This is a genomic window from Shewanella donghaensis (assembly GCF_007567505.1).
In the GTDB taxonomy this organism is placed as follows: domain Bacteria; phylum Pseudomonadota; class Gammaproteobacteria; order Enterobacterales; family Shewanellaceae; genus Shewanella; species Shewanella donghaensis.
Map to the genome: position 1 here is coordinate 1,189,198 of NZ_CP041783.1, position 20,016 is coordinate 1,209,213.

The following is a 20,016-nucleotide window of genomic DNA, read 5'->3' on the forward strand; positions in this document are numbered from 1 at the left end:
CCAAAAATGAAGCACAAAATAAAAACAAGTTTACTAGCATTATCATTGATCACATCAAGTTCGTTTGCTGATGATGACCGCTTCAAAGATGTACAAATCACATCGAATAAACTCTCTGACAGTGCTTATATGTTTGTCGGCTCTGGCGGTAATATTGGCGTATCGGCTGGCAGTGATGGTATTTTAATTATCGATGACCAGTTTGCCCCTCTTGCTAATAAAATCAGTCAGTCACTTAACAAAATCCAAACTGGCACTCCAAAGTACGTCATCAATACCCACTATCATGGCGATCACACTGGCGGCAATGCCCACTTTGGTGAACAAGGGATTATTTTTGCCCACGATAATGTGCTTAAAAGACTCAGTGCAGACAAAGACACGCCAAAATCTGCGCTACCTGTTATCACCTACTCTTCAGATATCTCTATCCATTTTAATAACGACACTCTCGTCGTTAAGCATCTTGGACCGGGTCATACTGACGGCGATAGTGTTGTTTTTTGGAAAAATGACAATATCGTTCATATGGGTGATTTGTTCTTTAAAGACCGCTTCCCCTATGTTGATTTAAACGGCGGTGGTTCGATAATGGGTTATCGCGACAATGTCGCTAAAGTATTGGGGTTAATTGATAATAAAACCCAGGTGATACCTGGCCATGGCGATTTAGCGAATAAAGAAGAATTACTGAAATTCAAACATATGCTAGATGAATCAATAAATTGGATGACAGAAAACATTGAAAAAGGTGAATCACTTGAGCAAATTCATGCCAAAGGTATGGATGACAAGTGGAAAGATTGGGGCTGGAATTTCATTACTGAAAAGAAATGGATTGATACTTTGTATAAAGACCTTAAATAGTCATCACCAATAAAGCCTATAAATTAGAATGATAAACATAAAAAAGCGCCTATATAGGCGCTTTTTTTATCTTTTAAATTTTTATCATTTAAAATAAAGCTTAAGACTCGATTGGCTCGGCTCTATTTTCAAGTAAAACAGGAATACCTTCAGTAATTGGGTAAGCTAATTTATCTGCTTTACAAATCAACTTATCGGCTTCTTTGTCAAATTCTAATGTTCCCTTACAAACAGGACAAGCCACAATCTCAAGTAATTTTTTATCGAACGCCATGGAGGTTTCCTTGTTTATCTTTAATGACTTGGTTAAGTCTATTCAAAAAAGCTGTATCAAAATCTGTATTAAGCTTCGCATTTACAGGTAAATACCACCAGTTATCTTGTGCAAAATCGCGACATTTAACCGCATCTTTCTCAGTCATGATTAATGGATACTGCTGTGAAAGCCGTTTTAGTTCACTTTCGTCAAATGCTTGATGGTCTTCAAATGCTTTTGACTCCATCAATGTATAGCCCTGTAACACTAAACTATCAAAAAAACGTTGTGGATTACCAATACCCGCCATTGCAATTGCAGGCTGTGATTGCCACTCAATATTCAAATCAGGATTGACGGGTTTAAGCGTTGAAGCAAGTAAACTCATTGCGACTTCAGAGCCTTGAACTTCACCGCCGTTGTTTAAAACCCAATCTATGCTATTTAATCGCCATAAACCTTCACGCAAAGGCCCTGCTGGGATTAAACATTGATTACCGTACCTTCGCAGGCCATCAAGGATGTTTATCTCTATATCCCGGGCTAACGCGTAATGCTGCAAGCCATCATCACTGATAATAATGTCAACATTAAATTCAGCGAGTAAATGTCTCGCAGCATCAATTCGTTTAGCACCAACAACCATAGGAACTTGTGTACGAGCAACAATCATTGCTGGCTCATCACCCACTTCAGCCGCTTTATCTGTTGCTATGACAGTTTTAACACCATCAATGCTAACACCATAACCGCGGCTAATAACCCCTGGTTTAAAGCCTTGATCTCGAAGTAAATTGATCAAATAAATAACCGTTGGGGTTTTACCACTGCCACCAGCAGTGATATTACCCACAATGACGACAGGAACATCAATCACTTCAGCCTGTTTAATGCCGAATTTGAAAGCCCAACGTCGTAAGCTTGAAATAAACCAAAACAACAAACTCAGTGGTAGTAAAAACCACTTAGCTGGATGTGAGCCATACCAAACTTTATTGACTAACGCCTGCATTTAATTACCAAATTGCATTTTGTAGAGGTTGGCATAAATGCCTTCTTGCGCGACTAAGTCTGTATGATTTCCACGTTCGACAATTTTACCTTGATCAACCACTAAAATTTCATCTGCACTTTCAATGGTTGATAAACGGTGCGCAATAACAATCGAAGTACGATTATGACGTAAATTATCTAAGCCTTTTTGAATGGCTTTCTCTGATTCTGTATCCAATGCCGATGTAGCTTCATCTAAAATGAGTACTGGAGCATCACGTAACATCGCACGAGCAATGGCAATACGTTGACGTTGTCCTCCAGAAAGTAACACCCCATTCTCCCCCACCTGAGTATCTAAACCTTCAGGTAATGTCTCAATGAACTCCATTGCATAAGCAAGTGTGGCAGCTTGTTCAATTTGTTCACGAGTCGCTTCACCTGGATATGCATAAGCAATGTTATTGGCGATAGTGTCGTTAAATAAGGTCACTTGTTGTGAAACCAGCGCGACTTGATTACGTAGTGATTTCAATTTGTAATCATAAATACTGACATCATCTAAGGTGATATCCCCTTCTGAAACGCCAGTATAAAAACGTGTAATCAAACTCGCGATTGTCGATTTACCAGAACCACTACGACCGACAAGAGCAATAGTTTTACCTTGTTTTACTTCAAAATCGATATTGGCTAATGCTGATCTTTCTTGCTCAGGATAACTAAACGTCACGTTGTTAAACTTCAAGTTACCTTTAACACGTTTCGTTTCAAATTGACCTTCATCTGATTCAGGCGCCGTATCTAACAATGCAAAAACAGTGGTACAAGCAGCGATACCACGTTGGAATTCAGCATTGACGCGGGTCAAATTTTTGATTGGTTGAAGCATTGCTATCATGGCACCTAAAATCGCAGCAAATGTTCCTGCGGTTAAATCGGCTTTTAAGCTTGGGAAAGTCGCAGCATACAGTACAAAAGCTAGAGCAAATGAACCAATGACCATGATTAATGGTTGGCTAATTGCTTGGGCTACAGCCAGCTTCATATTTTGATGACGATTGGTGTCATTCACTTTAAAGAAACGCTCAACCTCAGTTTTTTGACCACCAAAGGCTAATACGTTTTTATGCCCTTTGATCATTTGCTCTGTTGTTGCTGTTACGCCGCCCATAGCTGATTGAATTTGTTTTGACACTTTTCTGAAACGTTTACTCACAACACTAATCACAATACCCATTAGCGGACCAATGACGAGAATGCATAGCGACAGTTTCCATGAGTAATAGAACATGATTGCTAACATACCCACCACAGTGATTGAATCACGTACGATGGATATTAATGCACTACCTGATGCCCTAGCGATTTGTTCAGTATCAAACGTCACTCTTGAAATGAGATTACCGCTGTTTTCACGGTCAATGTAGCTAACAGGCAGGCGAAGATAATGCTCAAATACTTGTTGACGCATATCCATGATCAATCGTGAACTCATGTATGAAACACAATACGTCGAAACGAAGTTAGCAAGGCCACGTAGGGTAAACATGCCAATCACCACTAATGGCGCCATAACCATAATGTCGTTGTTGGCATTGAAACCACCATGTGTGGGTACTTCAACCCCTCCGACGACAGATGGTGCCTGGCTAAAACCTTCATCAATAAACGGTTTAATGAAGGCAATAAACGCAGCATCAACTAGGCCGTAGGTTAATAAGGCCATTACCGCTAACAGGAACATCCCTTTCATCGGGACAAGATAAGTTACGAGACGTTTGAATACGCTCGACATTTCATTATTAGTTGTTGTCATTGATTACACTAGCACTTGAATAGCAAACAAAGGCAATATTCTACTCTGCTTTAACTTTCTCACCAAATCTAAACAATGCGTTATACCAAAATGGCGCAATATCTGTACGATATAACCGAATTTGATAACCTGCCTGTGTAAAATCTATACTTATTTGCCCAGATTGACCGCTGACAAGTGTTTTAACTCCTCGTTGTTGATAGCGTTGAAGAACATCATTTTTGGGAAAACCATATTGGTTTGCAAATCCCGCAGTGAAAATAGCCACTTCAGGATTAACAGTCTCAATAAATAATACTGATGAAGAAGTGCGGCTACCATGGTGTGGTACCAGTAAAATATCTGCATCCATTATCTCACCCGTGTTAACCAAGTATTGTTCTGTTTTCTTTTCGATATCACCAGCCAGTAAAACGCGATTAACGCCATCATTGATGTAAGCAATACAAGACTGATTGTTGTCACTTGTTGCTAATGGATTACTGGTAATACTAATATTAAGGTTCATCCAATTAAACTGACCAGTATCACATTCAATACTGTCCACTCCTTGTTGATTAAACTCAGGTAAATTACTCACAAGAGTCACGTCATCAAACTGCGCCAAAATAGCATTTACCCCACCAGAGTGATCATTGTCATCATGGCTGATCATTAAATAATCGAGATCTGTCACACCTTTAGCGATTAACGTAGGAATAATAACCCTCTGGGCATAACTAAAACTGTCACCGTAAGCTGCGCCAGTGTCATACAACACACCTCGATGACCTTGCTGCAGTAACACCGCCATTCCCTGACCCACATCAAGTATATGCATCTTCCAGGCAGCCTGCTTAGTTGAGGTGGTATCAACGTTAAATAAAGATAGAAGTTGCAGCATAAGGGGGAGACATAATATTGCGAAGCACACTCGCCAATGGTTATTAACAGCCCATTTAATGAGGAATATCCCCATAATAAACATCAATAGACCAAGGGTAAACTCGTCTGAAATGTGGAACTGATTAAATGGTAATTCGCTGCTAGATGAGAGCAGTGCTTGAAAAGGATCTAAACTGAGATCAGTTAATCTCAACATGGTTGTTGTGATGGGCAGACTAATGATCTGAGGAATAGGCAAAAGTAAAATACCAATCACGAGGGTACAAATGCACAAAGGGATAACAACAATGCTGAACCAAGGCACCATTAAAAAATTAATCCATATACTGTGGATAGAGATAGTGCCAAACAACAATGCCTGAATAACCCCAAGTGCCAGAAACAATCGCCATTGTATCGCCCAAAAGTTCTTCAATAATATTGATATATGTTCAGCAAACCGCATTATTTTTACAGATAAGAACTGCGCTAAAGAAAAGCTATTTTCACTATTCGATTTGTTGTCATGATCGGACTTATCAGCAGCTACAACTTGGTTAACATCATTGTTTTTTTTCGCGTCATTTGTTTGTTTAGAGTCAAAGCCAACATAGTCAATCGTAAACAGGATGATCGACAGTGCGCTAAAACTCAGCCAAAAACCTGCACTTAAACTGGCAAATGGGTCAATAATAACTACCGCGAATAGTGCCCATATCAACCTCTGCCAAGTAGAAGCATGTTGCTTAAACAGAGTTAAAAGCACGATCATCATCAACATCACTAGCGCCCGCTGCGTTGAAATAGCCAACCCTGCAAGGTATCCATAAGACATAGCAACAGTTGCAGCCAATATCACCGCCACAACAAGATTTCTTCTATTTGAAACAGGGAAAAAATTCAATAATATCAGTCGAGAAAACCACCAGAACAGGCCAAAGACTACGGACAAATGCAAACCTGATATTGCCACTAAATGACCCGTACCAGTTTGCCTTAATGTTTGCCATTGCATTGATGTTATGCCGCTTTTATCGCCAAACAGTAATGCACGAATAATGGCATAGTGTCTTGAAAGCATTAATATAGGAGTAACCTTATCAATGACCGTTTGCCTTATTGTCTTATCATATTCAATCAGTTGTGAACTTTTAACACTCCCCTTACCTACAATATGTTGACTAAGAAAGTATTTTTGTTGATTAAAGCCCCCTTGATTTATCGGACTGGTAATGGGCTTCATTCTAGCTGTAAATTGCCATATTTGACCCACTTTCACTTCAGGCGGCTTTTGCCAATTAAGCCTATAATAGCGAGTGTAAATAGACTGTTGCTCAGAAAGCAAACGAACATTAAAACTTATCCAGTCGCTGTTTTTGCTAACTAGTGATACTATCTGTGCCTTAAATTGAATTGTGACTGGAATTTCAGATTCTTGCTTAGAGAATAATGAATAAAAACAGAGAGAAATCCATAATACCCCATAAAGAACGCCACTGATAAATGGCCACTTCTTTAAGGTAAATAATCCAATCACAACCAATAACGCCACTATCCACAATGGAAGTAAACTTGGCAACAAATTGCTAACAAGGATACTGGCGCAGAATCCATATATAAATCGATTTATCATTGATTAATTAAAGACAGTAATCGCATATATGCCAAAAAAATTATTAGAAAGATTTATGCCGAAGCCTGAAACTTTACGTAACCACAAGTATTTACGTATTTTTGGAAGCTTGTTGGATAAGCCTAATTTGTGGAGTTTAAATAGAAAGTCGGCACCTGGTGCATTTGCCGTTGGACTATTTGTCGCTTGGCTACCAGTCCCTTTTCAAATGTTTTTTGCTGCAGGATTGGCGATATTCTTTAATGTTAATATCCCTCTTTCCGTTGCTTTAGTTTGGTTGACAAACCCCATCACCATGCCGTTTATGTTTTACGCGGCTTATATTCTTGGGTCAAAAATTCTAGGGCAAGAAACGACTGAATTTGTATTCGAAGCAAGTTGGCAGTGGGTAGAAAGCTCAATTGGCACTATTGGGCCGCCTTTTCTATTAGGTTGTATTGTCCTTGGGCTTATTTTTGCCCTAGTCGGATATTTTGTGATTAATAGCCTCTGGAAATATTCGATTTTATTTAAATGGAATAAAAGAAACTAGTCTTCTAATAAGGCGTTAAAAATAATAATGAAAAGTCAGCTAAACGCTGACTTTTTTGTGGCCCTAATTCAGAGTTTATTAAAGATATAAATTTACGTTAAACCCATCATTTTACGATACGACAACACCAATAAATGCACACTCAAGAGCCCAGTAAAAGCGCAACAAAAAAAGACTAATGCGATAGATTCAACACGGTATAAATCTTCTGCATAAAGCCACCACCATAATGGCCAACTCACTAATGACAACACGGTCAATTGCATCATACAGCTCTTACAGCGACCGATTTTTTGTTTAAAAATAGACTCCTGACAATCATTACAAGCCATTGTTTAACTAGACCTCATTCTTAATTACATAGTCTTGCTTTAGCATTGCATAGGCACACTCATCACCCCATTGACCTTTAAAGAAAACATTCTTTAAATAATGGCCTTCTTTTCTAAAGCCAAGCTTTTCAAGTAATGCCATAGATGCAAGGTTTTCAGCGTCTGTTGTGGCCGTGATACGATATTTGTTCAGCTCCATAAACAAATACTCAATCACTGCTGACATTGCCTCTGTAGCGATACCTTGCTGTTGATATTTATTAGCAATAGTAAAACCAACTTCCATCTGTTGTTCATCAATAAAATGCAGTGCGACATCGCCAATAAGCATATCTGATTTATCAACAATAGCTAATTGAAACCACATTCCAGCATGGCCAAACAAGCTGTAATCCATCCCCTCAAACAAACCTTTAGCATCTTCAAAGACATATGATTCCCAGCTTTGGTATTGTGCAATTACCGGATCTGCTCTATAGGCAGTAAATGCAACTAAGTCATCATATCGAAACGATCTAATCTTAAGTCGCTCGGTATTTAATATTGGTAGAGAAACTGTCATAACAATCCTTATTCGACCATTGATAAATGTAAATTATCTAACCGTATTTTACTGACCACATTCAACTGGTCATATTCAACTGGTCATATTCAACTGGTCATATTCAACTGGTCATATTCAACTGATCGTATCTAACTAACCATGCTTAATTCTAGCAACCAGAAAATCAACCGCCGCTTTTACTTTCGGCACATGGTAACGCTGCTTTTGATAAATAAGATATACCCCAAAATCATCACTTTGTGACGCTGATAAAGGTGGCTCAAAAACCAGTTCTTTCAATTTACCTGACTCAAAAAATGGTGCTAATACCCAGCGAGGCATCATAACGATACCTTGATGTTCTTGTGCCTTTTCAATAAGCCATTCACCTGCATTACTAATCACAGCTGCGGGCGCTGATACATCATGCCATTGATTATCAATAAAACTTAACCAAGGAACTTTGCCATTAGGCGCGCGGTAATATAATCCCTTATGGTTTTTCAATTCATGGGGATGAGTTGGCAGGCCGTGATCACTAAGATATTGCTCAGTAGCTGCAGGGACAAACTGATTGTCCATTAATCTAATTGCGACCACTCGATCATTTGGGGCGTAACCACCTCGAATGGCAACATCCACATCATCACGTCCAACGGAAGATAGCGCATCACTGAGCTCAATATCCAAAATGACTTTAGGATATAACCTTGAAAATTCATCCATTAAAGGCAACAATTTTTCACGGCCAAAACCAACCATGGCACTAATGCGCAATTTTCCCATAGGTTCAGTTTGATAACTTCTTACTGCTTCATTACTTTGTTCAAGCTGATTTAGCAAGCTTGATACTTGCTGATAATATTCTCGGCCAATCTCAGTCAAACTTACGGCGCGGGTTGAACGCTTTAATAAAGTCGCCCCAAGGGAGTTTTCAAGATCGGCTACCCGCCTGGACAATGAAGAAGCGGGTACTGAAAACGACTTAGCTGCTTGCGTAAAACTGCCCAGCTCTACCACTTTAACAAAGTATTTAAGTGCTCTTAATTGATCCATCAAACTCTCACTATTGTCTTAAAAGCAATAAAGTATCGCTTTTTAGCCACTATATCTTATCAAAAATATCAGCAATAATTCATTCAACGTTAAAATAAAAGTAATAAACACAAGGAATTATCAATGAGCACTTTTACAGCAATCAACCTCGTCAAACGCCCACAAGGTGGACCTATCACTGCAGATATTTTTGAAGTTGTGCAAAAGCCAATGCCTACTATGAAGCCTGGCGAAATTTTAGTAAAACAGAATCACATGTCATTAGACCCTGCGATGTTTGGTTGGATGCAACCTGATACTGATAGTTATATCCCGCCTGTAAACTTAGGTGATGTGATGCGTAGTAGCGGTGTCGGTGAAGTTGTAGAAAGTCATCATCCTGATTTTAAAGTTGGCGACCGTGTTATGGGGATGATGGGCTGGCAAGAATATTTTCACAGTAACGGCCAAGGTTTAAATAAGGTTGACGCTCCGTTACCTGACGAAGCCATATTATCCGTATTCGCTTTACCTGGATTAACAGCGACTCAAGGCTTGTTTAATGTTGGTAAGCCTAAAGCGGGTGAAACCATTATTGTTACTGGCGCAGCGGGCTCTGTCGGCTCAATCGTAGGTCAACTTGCTAAAGCAGATGGCCTAACGGTCATTGGTGTTGTAGGCAGTGATGAGAAAGCGGATTGGATTGTCAATGAACTTGGGTTTGATGCTGCAATAAATTATAAAACAGATGATTTAGATGCCAAGCTAGCTGAATATGCACCAAACGGCATCGACTTATTTTTTGAAAACACCGCAGGTCCAATTCAAAACCTTATTGTGGAAAGAATGAATCCTCATGGACGTGTCATGGTGTGCGGCCTTATTGCTGATTACAGTAAGCAAGTACCTGCACCAGGCCCTAGCTGGATGAATATTTTAAAAAGACGTATCACAGTTCAAGGCTTTACAATGCCAGATCACTTTGGTGAAGTTCCAAGTCTTTTAGAGAAGCTAACTCCTTACGTACTGCAAGGAAAGATAAAACATCGCTCACACGTGCTCAATGGCCTAGAGTCATCAATTGATGGATTAAACTTATTCTTTACTGGCGCTAACAAAGGCAAGCTAATGGTTAAAATCTAACTAAGATATTTCGCTTAATGAGAGCTAAAATGAACGCTTAAATAAGTGCGTTTTTGAATTGCATTATTAACGAAAATATAACGTCGTGAAATAACTCATTCGCGACTTAGCGACAAAAAGGTATTAATGACATTCATTAATACCTTTTTTAATGCCCATATTATCACCTGTAAATCGAAAGCAAATTACCTAAACAGTCATCATCTAGCCTAGATTCTTATTTGGAATAATATCAACTTGCTCTAGCAAGTTTACAATCAACTTTTTTATGATACTTTCAGAGTCAGTATAAATAGGGTGATGGTGATTAGCTTGCAAGTAATAAAGTGAGTAACTTAATCTGCTAGGAAGTAATGGTAGAAGTTTTTCAGGCGCTTGATAGATATGATGATTTTCATAATATTTTGCAGAAAGCTTATCTATGAGCACCACACTTTTTTCACTCTGTAAATGTGCAGCCAAAATAACCTGACTTTCTGAACGATATCGAAACTTAAATCCTTTCATGCGGTCATTATTTTCTAGAATGGCTTGAATACGGTTAATACCACTCACCATCATCCCCGCAAATGTATGTTCACTAAACTGGCTTTGCTCCATCCCATCTTCAATCCAACTGCTTGGTTCACTTGTAACAAACACTGGTAACGTTTCTACCAGTGGGATCTGTCTGATCTCTTTAGGTGCAGGGATTGGAAAGAAATTTAAACCGATGTGAACGTCGCCATTAATAATCTGTTCTATGGTGCGATCATTCCAATGGACAAAGTCTACTTTCGCTTTAGGAAATAATTTATTAATCAACTTAACTAATGGTAATGCAAGTACATCGAACAACGGACTAGAAAGCGCAAAACAAATTTCGCCATCAAACTCTTCTTGTATAAAAAAATCTTCAGCGAATAAACGTTGTTCTAGTATCCCAAGTTGGGTAGCCAAGCCTTGACCGATGCTATTTGCACGAACTGTGGGTACTAGCTTGCCCTGCCCCTTAATAAATAAAGGATCACCTGTAACTTGTCTTAATTTTGACAAGATTTGGCTAACAGCAGATTGCGAAATACCTAACTTTTCAGCAGCCAATGTGGTGCTTCGAGTTATATACAACTCATTAAATATGCGTAAATAATTTAAATTTACTTGTTCTGAATACTTTTGGTACATAACGCCTAACGGTTGATTATCACCAATTAATATTAGCACAACTTATAGTTGCTATAAGTAGCCCTTGTCACACATGTTAACTAAAATCCGCACCACTTACTCGAAGCACAGTAAAATTTAACATATGTATTAAGGGGCGAGAGCGTGGAAAGTCAGGTTTTAGGTACAGTTTTCAACAAAAGCAATTTTTCAAATGTACTCAGACAGTACAGAAAATCATATCGATTATCACAGCAAGCGTTGGCAGATGACTTAGCCAATAACCATAGCCTGTTTAAAAATATTAATCAGTCTATGGTCAGTCTGTGGGAAAAAGGCACTATCCAGCCTTCATTAAATAGAAGAGTCGGTTTAGCTAACTTTTTCAAACAAGATTATCAATATGATGATCATGAAATGAAAGTACTCAAGAAAGCTCAAAAACTGCGTTCAACCCATGCAGAAATGAGTAATATCTATGATTACAATATTAACCAAATTAAAGAATTTTGGTATGAAGAAATGTCTGAAGATCAAAAGTCAGTCATTTTTAAAGCACATAAAGCACATAGTGGCTTCCATTTTGAAGAAACATTGGAACACATTGAGTCTAAAAAACTGAAAGTGGTATGCTTTTACTACAACAACTCACTTGTTGGCCACCTTGCTTTCTGTGCAGCACAAAACGGTTTATTCAAAATTGCTAGCCTTGTGGCTATTGATAAACAAATAAAGTTAAACATCTTTAAATTCATACAGACTATTTCGTCAGAGTTTGAATTGGTAATACCTAGTTTTATAAAATATTACAGTAACTTATTTAGTGATATTTACCTTGATGACGTAAAGACTAGCTCACCTATCACCTTACATTCAGGTAAAAGTAGCAGCATATTTGGTAATCCATTTGTACAACATAACCTGAGCGGAAATGATGATTTAATTTTATTACGCTACGCCCAAAAGTGCATTGATTGATCAAGTCCGTCTCGACTTGATTATGTTTGAATGGTTATGATGATTAAATCTAACCATTAACATCTGCCTCTTTAATTACGTAGAATTTACCTGTCCACTTTATTATATTTACGATGAAAAACTCGACATAAGCCACTGATATAAACCACTGATATAAAAATGTTAATCCAATTCGAACACTGCTCTAAAACACAAGCCATACAACCTTGCCCTTACAGCTAACAACCGATGATATTTATAGGCTTTGCAACAAAAAAATGGAATAGAATGCGCGACTGGCAAGCTTTTTAGACAAAAAACCAATGAAGTCTAACGCCACGGCTTAAGCGTTGGAATTTAAGAGTCAATACTTAAAAACGAGTACAAATAAAGCAGATAATCCTCCAAAATTTTGATATTTATAATTACCTGGCGATGCTAAGAGGTCTGTGCAGCGAGTAAAAATAAAACTCCTCAGCATACATTTGAAAACGTAAAATATGTCACCGATATCGACTATATAGAGGTATCACTTAGCTTATACTCCATAATCGTGGATATACTAGGAATAAGGGCGCGACTAAGCGTAAGGGTATATTTTACTCTAGACTAATGCCTTATAATGGTTTTAATAATCGATGACAGAGCTCTTTATGGATTTTAAAATTGGTTTCAATGAAATTGAGATTGATGCGCTAGAAAATAAAAGTGTCGAAGCAATTTGGACTTACTACAATGTTCAAGACAAGTTACACCATATCGTACCCGATGGCAGGTCTGACATTATTTTTACATTTGATGTTCGTGCAGGGGGTGAGTTAAGTAATATTAGACCAATTATATCACCTCCTTTTACTAAAGCTCACCCATTAAGAGTTACTGCGCATCAAGGCTTCATCGGACTTCGACTGCGAGCAGGCTCAGCAGGTATTTTTCTAAATATACCGCTATCTAAAATTTCTGGTCATCTGCAATACGGAAAAGATGCAGTGCAATATATCCCTTGGGCAGAAAAAGTATGTAAGGATAAAAGTAGCGTAACTCGACTAATTACGAATATTAACCAACATGTTAGTAAAGCATCATCGCAAGTTAAATCATCAATGGTTGCAGATGTCGTATGTTTAATTCACGAAGCTCAAGGTATTACACGTATCAATGAAATTGCTCAACAGATTAAAATATCTGAACGCACTATTAATAGAGTGTTTACCAATGCAGTCGGTTTATCCCCAAAACAGTTTTCATCCATAATTAGGCTAAGGCGGGCGATTGATTGCTTAAATATTCCTGATTATGCCGTTTCATCCATAGCGTTAGATTGTGGTTTTGCCGATCAGGCTCACATGACAAGAGAGATAAAAAGCTACATGGGGCAAACACCTAGCCAACTACAAAAAGCGCTTGATACAGATACTCTGCTTTAAAAATAAGCCTTAAATCTATTAATGACTACGCTTGTCCTTAAAAATTTATCTACCCTGTCCGATTTATTCAATACCGTGACCTCACATCCCTCTAGAATGTACTTTAATCAATATACGCTATTAATTATTCGCAAATATTAGGATTTTATTAAATGTTCAAAGAATTAAACCAAATACAGAAAAAACCAGAAGTGTTCTCCGTTTATACTACCGATACATTATGGACAGAACCTCACCTTGCAGAACAAATGCTTCAGGCTCATTTAAGCCAAGAAACACCGATGGCATCAAGACCTTTGATTGCGATAGATAGAGTTGTTACCTGGCTAGATAAGATGTTTGAACTGAATGGTAAATCGATCTGTGATCTTGGTTGTGGCCCTGGTTTATATGCGGAAAAATACGCTTCCTTAGGGGCAAAGGTTCATGGTGTCGATTTTTCTAATAATTCAATTCAATATGCCAAAAAATCAGCATCTGAACGCCAGTTAGACATTACTTATCAAGTTGCAAACTATCTGGAAAAACCGTTACCTTCAGAGCAAGATTTAGTTACATTAATCTATTGTGATTTATGTGCACTCTCGCCTACCCATCGTCAAAAGCTTTATAGCCAGATACGCGATTCTCTAAAGCCTGATGGGACTTTCGTATTTGACGTTTTCTCTACAAGTGTATTCTCAGCGTTCACTGAACATTGTTCATTTGCAACCAATTATATGAATAAATTTTGGTCAAACAATAAGTACCATACTTTTCATAATGCTTTTCGCTATGAAGATGAGAGTACCTCGCTAGATCACTACACCATTATCGAAGAAGAACGTATCTGGCATGTTTATAATTGGATGCAATATTTTACACATACCAGTATTCGTAATGAGCTTGCGGATAATGGTTTCGAGATAATAGAAATAGTGAATGGCTTTGATACCGATGAATTAAATGACTCTTCGTTTGGTGTGATCGCTAAACTGAAATCCTAACCGATAGTTTTAAGAAATACTCACCAGTAGCTGTAGTTTGTAACGGATGTTATAGAGATAGTTTCTAGTCAAACTTGGCTAGCATTTTACTGTAACATCCAATAAAAAATCTCTGAAAATCAATTTAAACAATGACAGATTTGTCCAAAGCTAAATGTTCCTTATTGGAGATCTTGGCTTTTTTAAAAAGCTTTCGCTGGCTCTGTGGCATATGGTTGCGGGTTAATAAACAATCAAACAATCAAATAAACGAGCCATTTAAAAAGAAGACCCCGGTTGGGATAAAAAGGCTAATTCCTCTGCGGTGGAATCCCTGTTTAATAGGCTATTTCGGTGGGGGTATCGACCAAACTCTTCAATGATTTTTAGATGTTTTAATTCAAATTGATAATTAGATTCCAGCCCATTATTTTTAAACAGTTTCAGTGCTTGTTGATGTATTTCTAATGATTCACTGTGCATATATGGCATATACAAAAATGTGCGTTCAACTGCGGTTAATAATGTATCGTCTGAACGTGATAAAGCTTCTTGAGCCAATGCTAAAGACATTGGATCAGCACTAAATGCGTTAGCTTTATCGCGATAAATATTACGGGAAAACTGATCAAGCACAATGATTTCAGCTAACCGACCTTGAGGTGATTGACGCCACAACCATAATTCGCCTGCAACTGCCTGCCGATGAAGCTTCCCAAAACGTGATGTGATTAATAGGTCAAACTGCAAATCCTTTTTAAACCATTGAGTAGGATCAATTTCTTTAAACCAGAAGTCGATGACTGAATTGACTTTATCCATTTGAATTCCTTGTCGGTTAATATTGCTTTTTTGACCTACGTTAACGTTATTCTATGCTAAATTTATATTAGTGCGATACTAGATACGAGTACCACACGCGAATAGTGCTACCAATTCTATTGTCTTTGATAATAATGGGAAAAATATGCTGCAAAGCAAGTCTGATGCAACGAAAGAAAACACTCAAACAGCAGAGCTAGATAGCATTAGACAAGATCCCCTTATCGAAAAAGTGCTCAAGCGTTCACCCTCTCATATTGCTGACAGCTTTACCAATGAGCAACTCAAAGCCATTAAGCAAGCATTAGGGCCTAACACCTGGGGCGGGCACTTCCTCGATAGTCGCGGTACATTCAAGTTCCCTTTTATAAAATGGCGTTTTTATTACGTACTCTTATTAGGGAAGAACAAACGCGCTTATACTCGTCGAGAAAAGAACCTATCAATGCTAATGATGTTCGGCTCAATTAGTTTGTTCATCCTTTTCAGTATGCTCATTGGTTTGTTAATGTTGTACCTATTAAAATCAGCCTTAGGAATTGATTTGTTTCCCAATACGTCATTAGGAATATGGGACAGTTTTAAAACCTTGTTTGACTAACCCCTTATCCCCATTCGCCCATAAAAAAACGCGCTAATGCGCGTTTTAAATAATTTCTGACTCAATACTAGTCATTACTAAAATTCATCTAACTAAAAATACCATTAACGGCCAGCTAATGCGGTTGCTGGTGCGATTTTAGTCGCTTTATAAGCTGGATAAATCGTCGCCAACAAACTCATTACAAAGCCCATTCCGACAACAAAAATGACATCTTGCTGTTGTAACTGCGATGGTAAAAAATCAATAAAGTAAATATCAGACTCAAGTAATTTAACCCCAAGCAACTGTTCAACTGCACTAGCAAAAGCGCTGAGGTTTAGCGCTAATATCACACCAATCGCGCCGCCAATAGTGCAACCCAGAGCTCCATTAAGCGCCCCTTGCATAATAAATATCGCCATGACTTGGGCACGTTTAAGCCCCATGGTCATTAAAATAGCGATTTCTGCACTCTTATCTCTAACTGCCATCACCAAAGTCGATACGATATTGAAACATGCCACGGCAATCACTAGCGCCAGTACAAGGTACATCACCATTCTGACAAGTTGGATGTCTTGGTATAAATGCCCTTGGGATCGGGTCCAATTATTCAAATGTAAATATTGGTTCTGTGAATAGCCTAAATCTCGGGTAATGCGAGGTGCACTAAATACTTGATTAACGGTTATACGCAAACCTGTTACTGAGCCGACTGGCAGCTTTAATACCTCAGCAAGATAAGGCAATGACACATAAGCTTGAGTGGATTCAATTTCTCCGCCCAAATCATAAACACCGGCAATAATAAAGCGATGACTTTTGGCGGCGCTGAGTTTATTGGTTTGACCCATGTCAGGGGTATACATAGATAATGTATCCCCAATATCTAAATCAAGCTTATCGAGTAAGCTTTGGCCAACCACAATATTATTGGTTTGCGCAGATAATGAAGCCCAGGCGTCTAGAGACATAAATTCATCAATGGTAGAGACCTTTTCCTCAAATTCAGGATCGATACCATTCAATTCAAGCCCCTGAAAACCGCCTGGCTTTTGTACCAATCCCTGCATCTTAATAAAAGGCGCAGTGGCGACAATCTCAGGAATACTCTTGGCTGTTTCAGCAATGCCTTGCCAATCATGTAATGGCTCATTCACGCTTAACAGTTCGCCATGAGCCACAACCCCTAGTAAACGTTGCTCTAACTCTCTTTCAAAACCATTCATGGCCGACAATACAAGAATTAATACCGCAACACCCAGTGCAATACCTGCCGTCGATGCAAATGAAATAAATCCAATAAAACCATTAGATTGCCTTGCTCTGTAAAAACGCCAACCAATAATCAGTGGCAACAATGATTTCATTATTTATCTTCCGCTACATGCTGTAAAACGCCGTCTTTCATCGTTAATTGACGGTCCATTTTTGCAGCTAATTTATAGTCGTGAGTGACCACAACAAACGCTGTGCCTAATTGCTGCGCAAGTTCGCGAATGAGCTCATAAACGCTGTCACCACTGCTCGCATCTAAATTACCAGTGGGTTCATCGGCTAATACCAATTTAGGTTTGTTGATTAACGCTCTGGCGATGGCAACGCGTTGACGTTCGCCGCCTGACAGTTGCGCAGGTATATGCTCTAAGCGATGACCAAGTCCGACACGCTCAAGTAATGCTGTGGCTTCTGCTAACGCTTGTTTTTTATCTCGCCCTTGAATAAATGCTGGCATCGCCACATTTTCAAGCGCGCTAAACTCAGGGAGTAAATGATGAAACTGATAGATAAAGCCTAGGTCTTTATTTCTGACTTCAGCTTGTCTTGATGCATTAAGCTGGTAAAGATTTTCACCGTCAAGCATCACTGTGCCTGATGTCGGTATATCTAGCGTACCCATAATGTGCAGCAATGTACTCTTGCCTGAACCTGACGTCCCAACAATGGCAAGCTGCTCGCCTTTATAAACCGTTAAATCAACGCTCGATAATACCTTGGTGGTGGTTTCACCATCATGAAACTGTTTACTCACGTCACTGACTTCTAATATTACAGAGGATTTATTATTCATTATTCATGTCTCAAGGCGGTTGCAGGTTGCACGCGCGCAGCCGTTAATGCGGGATAAATGGTGGCAAGTAATGTCATCACTAAAGTGCCGACAATAATGACGATAATTTGCTGACTGGCAATGGCGACGGGTAAGTTTTGTCCCACTCCAAGTATTGATATACCTAATACATTTAGGATGGAGTTCAAATTAAAGGTAATAGCGATGCCAGCAATAGTCCCTAATGCTAATCCTGTTATTGCATTAAGCGATCCTTGCACGATAAAGATATTCATCACTGATTGGGTGGTTAACCCTTGAGTTTTAAGCACTGCGACATCGGCAGTTTTATCAATCACCATCATCACCAGCGCCGAGATAATATTAAACGCGGCAACGGCTACGATTAAACTTAACATCAGCGACATCATATTTTTTTCCATTTTGACTGCAGCAAATAAATGGCCAAAATCATCGCGCCAATCGCTAGTTTCAATATCAATGTCTTGTAAGGCTAACTTCTCGGTTAGCGTGACACCCATTTCAGGTGCGGTGAATGGATCGGTTAAGTAGACCCGTAATTCGTTAATCTCGCTCGGGCTAACTCGCATTAAACGCCTAGCATCTTGATAATGTACATAGGCCAGCACACCATCAACTTGCGAGCCCATTTCAAAAACACCCGCTACAGTAAATTTACGTTGACTAGGCACTGGGCCAAGCGGTGAATACACCACCCCATCGCCACTTAAAATTCTGACTTTATCGCCGACATTAATCGATAACTTTCGAGCCAGTTCACTGCCTAAAACTATGTTATAACTGCCTGCGGTTAATTGCTCAAATGCGCTTGAATAGGTATTAGCTACGATGGCCGATAAGTTTTGCTCATACTCTGGAAAAACACCATACACTTGCACTGCGCTAATGTTTTTGCTGGATTGCACCATAGCTTGTGTCGTAACAGTAGGGGCCAATCCTTGTACTTGCGGTAATGAGGTTAACGATTGAGCTTGGGATTCCCAGTCAGTAAAGCCTGCATCATTAATCAAGGTTAACTGTGGCACAGCGCCTAAAATACGTTCTTTAAGCTGACCTTCTAAGCCATTCATCACTGAGCTGACAATAATGAGCGCGGCGACGCCAAGAAAAATGCCCGAAACAGCAAAAAAAGTGATGAAAGAAGCAAATGCATTGGCTTTACGTGTCCGCCAATAGCGGTAGCCCATGAATAGTGAAAACCGAAAATTCATAAAGAAAGGTGCATCCTTGGTGTTTATAGGAATAAAAAGCAGCAGTTTAATTTAACACAGACCCTAAAACTTGCTAAATCATTAAGATGGGCATGATAATAGGGGTATTAGTTTGATAAATAAAGAGGCAAACCTTGTTCACTGAATCCAATGCATACTTTACCGTGCCTCATGACTTTTCAGTTTATCTCGAAAGCTGGTCTGATTCTAAAGGTATTCCGTCTGAACAAGACCTACGTTCAATGCAATCAGTGGGTCTTAAGTTACTGTCTGAAGTAAAAGAATTAGAGGCGACTTGCCTGCTACAGTTAAGAAATTTAGATAATGACGCTAAAGCAGTAGTCGACTTTTTGAAGCTACAATCCCGTAAAGTGGATTTAGTATTGCATCATGTGCTTGAAAAAGAAGTGCAAGCAGGTGAACAGTTTAATGGCAGTCATTTTGGTGGCAGTGGCATTACGCTGATATCTGATTGCCCATTAACTGTCGACGATTACTATAAAACCTCTATTTATATCAGTAGTGAACTAGTTGCTATCCTATGTTTATGCCAGGTTAGCCAGTGCCAACCAGTTGCGATTGCCGATGCCGATGACAACCGCGCGGATAATCAAACGACGCAATACAATATCACTCTGGAGTTTAGCCAAATTTTAGATGCTGATGTCGAACAATTAGTGAAAGCGAGTTTAACTGTGCAGCAAAAAATGCTGAAACAGCGTAAACAAATTCGCCAACAAGCAGCGGAATAGCACATTATTTCCTGCATATTGTCATCAGCTTGCATATAATAGCTGT

The 20,016-nt window shown here is 38.9% G+C and carries 20 protein-coding genes; 8 read left to right on the plus strand and 12 right to left on the minus strand.

Annotated elements, in window-relative coordinates:
• Positions 1-6 precede the first annotated feature (6 nt).
• Positions 7-867: an MBL fold metallo-hydrolase gene (locus tag FPK91_RS05020; protein ID WP_144208853.1), complete on the plus strand. Its 861-nt coding sequence runs from the start codon at positions 7-9 to the stop codon at positions 865-867.
• Between the two features lie 100 nt (positions 868-967).
• Here FPK91_RS05020 and FPK91_RS05025 read toward each other — a convergent pair whose 3' ends face one another.
• Genes FPK91_RS05025 through FPK91_RS05040 form a run of 4 tightly spaced genes read right to left on the minus strand, consistent with a single transcriptional unit; the run spans position 968 to position 6,378 of the window.
• Entirely contained in the window at positions 968-1,141 is a 174-nt protein-coding gene (locus FPK91_RS05025; RefSeq protein WP_144208860.1) for a Trm112 family protein, read from the minus strand.
• Complete coding sequence (gene lpxK / locus FPK91_RS05030) at positions 1,128-2,135, minus strand: tetraacyldisaccharide 4'-kinase (RefSeq protein WP_144208863.1); 1,008 nt, start codon at positions 2,133-2,135, stop codon at positions 1,128-1,130. The genes FPK91_RS05025 and lpxK overlap by 14 nt, the downstream gene beginning before the upstream one ends.
• Positions 2,136-3,935, minus strand: coding sequence for a lipid A export permease/ATP-binding protein MsbA (gene msbA / locus FPK91_RS05035; protein ID WP_144208866.1), 1,800 nt, complete (start codon positions 3,933-3,935; stop codon positions 2,136-2,138).
• 40 nt (positions 3,936-3,975) lie between these two features.
• Complete coding sequence (locus FPK91_RS05040) at positions 3,976-6,378, minus strand: DNA internalization-related competence protein ComEC/Rec2 (protein ID WP_158638065.1); 2,403 nt, start codon at positions 6,376-6,378, stop codon at positions 3,976-3,978.
• Between the two features lie 82 nt (positions 6,379-6,460).
• Between FPK91_RS05040 and FPK91_RS05045 the strand changes: the two genes are divergently transcribed.
• Entirely contained in the window at positions 6,461-6,964 is a 504-nt protein-coding gene (locus FPK91_RS05045; RefSeq protein WP_144208873.1) for a DUF2062 domain-containing protein, read from the plus strand.
• A 92-nt stretch (positions 6,965-7,056) separates the two neighbouring features.
• Here the strand turns inward: FPK91_RS05045 and FPK91_RS05050 are convergent, their stop codons facing one another.
• The 3 genes from FPK91_RS05050 to FPK91_RS05060 form a co-directional block, all read right to left on the minus strand.
• Positions 7,057-7,296 carry a DUF3624 domain-containing protein gene (locus tag FPK91_RS05050; protein ID WP_144208876.1) on the minus strand — a complete coding sequence of 80 codons (240 nt, stop codon included), beginning with the start codon at positions 7,294-7,296 and terminating at the stop codon, positions 7,057-7,059.
• 7 nt (positions 7,297-7,303) lie between these two features.
• The gene (locus tag FPK91_RS05055; RefSeq protein ID WP_144208880.1) at positions 7,304-7,858 is read right to left on the minus strand and encodes a GNAT family N-acetyltransferase; all 555 of its coding nucleotides are present in this window, start codon (positions 7,856-7,858) and stop codon (positions 7,304-7,306) included.
• Between the two features lie 135 nt (positions 7,859-7,993).
• Positions 7,994-8,896 (minus strand): LysR family transcriptional regulator, encoded by a 903-nt coding sequence (locus FPK91_RS05060; protein ID WP_144208883.1) that lies wholly within the window; start codon positions 8,894-8,896, stop codon positions 7,994-7,996.
• 123 nt (positions 8,897-9,019) lie between these two features.
• On the opposite strand from FPK91_RS05060, the gene FPK91_RS05065 reads away from it, so the two are divergent.
• Positions 9,020-10,018 carry an NADP-dependent oxidoreductase gene (locus FPK91_RS05065; protein ID WP_144208886.1) on the plus strand — a complete coding sequence of 333 codons (999 nt, stop codon included), beginning with the start codon at positions 9,020-9,022 and terminating at the stop codon, positions 10,016-10,018.
• A gap of 204 nt (positions 10,019-10,222) precedes the next feature.
• Here the strand turns inward: FPK91_RS05065 and FPK91_RS05070 are convergent, their stop codons facing one another.
• Complete coding sequence (locus tag FPK91_RS05070; RefSeq protein WP_144208889.1) at positions 10,223-11,221, minus strand: LysR family transcriptional regulator; 999 nt, start codon at positions 11,219-11,221, stop codon at positions 10,223-10,225.
• Between the two features lie 105 nt (positions 11,222-11,326).
• On the opposite strand from FPK91_RS05070, the gene FPK91_RS05075 reads away from it, so the two are divergent.
• The 3 genes from FPK91_RS05075 (at position 11,327) to FPK91_RS05085 (ending at position 14,531) form a co-directional block, all read left to right on the plus strand.
• Positions 11,327-12,139 carry a helix-turn-helix transcriptional regulator gene (locus tag FPK91_RS05075; protein WP_144208892.1) on the plus strand — a complete coding sequence of 271 codons (813 nt, stop codon included), beginning with the start codon at positions 11,327-11,329 and terminating at the stop codon, positions 12,137-12,139.
• A 632-nt stretch (positions 12,140-12,771) separates the two neighbouring features.
• Positions 12,772-13,545, plus strand: coding sequence for a helix-turn-helix domain-containing protein (locus tag FPK91_RS05080; RefSeq protein WP_144208895.1), 774 nt, complete (start codon positions 12,772-12,774; stop codon positions 13,543-13,545).
• A 152-nt stretch (positions 13,546-13,697) separates the two neighbouring features.
• Complete coding sequence (locus FPK91_RS05085; RefSeq protein WP_144208898.1) at positions 13,698-14,531, plus strand: class I SAM-dependent methyltransferase; 834 nt, start codon at positions 13,698-13,700, stop codon at positions 14,529-14,531.
• A 258-nt stretch (positions 14,532-14,789) separates the two neighbouring features.
• On the opposite strand, the gene FPK91_RS05090 is transcribed toward FPK91_RS05085, so the two are convergent.
• Positions 14,790-15,332 (minus strand): DUF924 family protein, encoded by a 543-nt coding sequence (locus tag FPK91_RS05090; protein WP_144208901.1) that lies wholly within the window; start codon positions 15,330-15,332, stop codon positions 14,790-14,792.
• Positions 15,333-15,477: 145 nt separating this feature from the next.
• Here FPK91_RS05090 and FPK91_RS05095 point away from each other — a divergent pair, with 145 nt between their 5' ends.
• Entirely contained in the window at positions 15,478-15,933 is a 456-nt protein-coding gene (locus tag FPK91_RS05095) for a hypothetical protein (protein WP_144208904.1), read from the plus strand.
• 104 nt (positions 15,934-16,037) lie between these two features.
• On the opposite strand, the gene lolE is transcribed toward FPK91_RS05095, so the two are convergent.
• The 3 genes from lolE to FPK91_RS05110 are packed head-to-tail and all read right to left on the minus strand — an operon-like array spanning position 16,038 to position 19,218.
• The gene (gene lolE, locus FPK91_RS05100; RefSeq protein WP_144208906.1) at positions 16,038-17,285 is read right to left on the minus strand and encodes a lipoprotein-releasing ABC transporter permease subunit LolE; all 1,248 of its coding nucleotides are present in this window, start codon (positions 17,283-17,285) and stop codon (positions 16,038-16,040) included.
• On the minus strand, positions 17,285-17,986 hold the full coding sequence (gene lolD, locus FPK91_RS05105) for a lipoprotein-releasing ABC transporter ATP-binding protein LolD (RefSeq protein ID WP_144208909.1): 702 nt from the start codon (positions 17,984-17,986) through the stop codon (positions 17,285-17,287). Before lolD ends, lolE begins: the two co-directional genes overlap by 1 nt.
• The gene (locus tag FPK91_RS05110; RefSeq protein ID WP_144208912.1) at positions 17,986-19,218 is read right to left on the minus strand and encodes a lipoprotein-releasing ABC transporter permease subunit; all 1,233 of its coding nucleotides are present in this window, start codon (positions 19,216-19,218) and stop codon (positions 17,986-17,988) included. Before FPK91_RS05110 ends, lolD begins: the two co-directional genes overlap by 1 nt.
• Positions 19,219-19,352: 134 nt before the next feature.
• Here FPK91_RS05110 and FPK91_RS05115 point away from each other — a divergent pair, with 134 nt between their 5' ends.
• A complete protein-coding gene (locus FPK91_RS05115) occupies positions 19,353-19,970 on the plus strand; it encodes a hypothetical protein (protein ID WP_144208915.1) in 618 nt (205 codons plus the stop codon).
• Positions 19,971-20,016 lie beyond the last annotated feature (46 nt).

Coding starts and splice junctions, on each gene's coding strand:
- FPK91_RS05020 (WP_144208853.1), top strand. CDS start 7: ATGAAGCACAAAATAAAAACAAGTTTACTAGCATTATCATTGATCACA.
- FPK91_RS05025 (WP_144208860.1), bottom strand. CDS start 1,141: ATGGCGTTCGATAAAAAATTACTTGAGATTGTGGCTTGTCCTGTTTGT.
- lpxK (WP_144208863.1), bottom strand. CDS start 2,135: ATGCAGGCGTTAGTCAATAAAGTTTGGTATGGCTCACATCCAGCTAAG.
- msbA (WP_144208866.1), bottom strand. CDS start 3,935: ATGACAACAACTAATAATGAAATGTCGAGCGTATTCAAACGTCTCGTA.
- FPK91_RS05045 (WP_144208873.1), top strand. CDS start 6,461: ATGCCAAAAAAATTATTAGAAAGATTTATGCCGAAGCCTGAAACTTTA.
- FPK91_RS05050 (WP_144208876.1), bottom strand. CDS start 7,296: ATGGCTTGTAATGATTGTCAGGAGTCTATTTTTAAACAAAAAATCGGT.
- FPK91_RS05055 (WP_144208880.1), bottom strand. CDS start 7,858: ATGACAGTTTCTCTACCAATATTAAATACCGAGCGACTTAAGATTAGA.
- FPK91_RS05060 (WP_144208883.1), bottom strand. CDS start 8,896: ATGGATCAATTAAGAGCACTTAAATACTTTGTTAAAGTGGTAGAGCTG.
- FPK91_RS05065 (WP_144208886.1), top strand. CDS start 9,020: ATGAGCACTTTTACAGCAATCAACCTCGTCAAACGCCCACAAGGTGGA.
- FPK91_RS05080 (WP_144208895.1), top strand. CDS start 12,772: ATGGATTTTAAAATTGGTTTCAATGAAATTGAGATTGATGCGCTAGAA.
- FPK91_RS05085 (WP_144208898.1), top strand. CDS start 13,698: ATGTTCAAAGAATTAAACCAAATACAGAAAAAACCAGAAGTGTTCTCC.
- FPK91_RS05090 (WP_144208901.1), bottom strand. CDS start 15,332: ATGGATAAAGTCAATTCAGTCATCGACTTCTGGTTTAAAGAAATTGAT.
- FPK91_RS05095 (WP_144208904.1), top strand. CDS start 15,478: ATGCTGCAAAGCAAGTCTGATGCAACGAAAGAAAACACTCAAACAGCA.
- lolE (WP_144208906.1), bottom strand. CDS start 17,285: ATGAAATCATTGTTGCCACTGATTATTGGTTGGCGTTTTTACAGAGCA.
- lolD (WP_144208909.1), bottom strand. CDS start 17,986: ATGAATAATAAATCCTCTGTAATATTAGAAGTCAGTGACGTGAGTAAA.
- FPK91_RS05110 (WP_144208912.1), bottom strand. CDS start 19,218: ATGAATTTTCGGTTTTCACTATTCATGGGCTACCGCTATTGGCGGACA.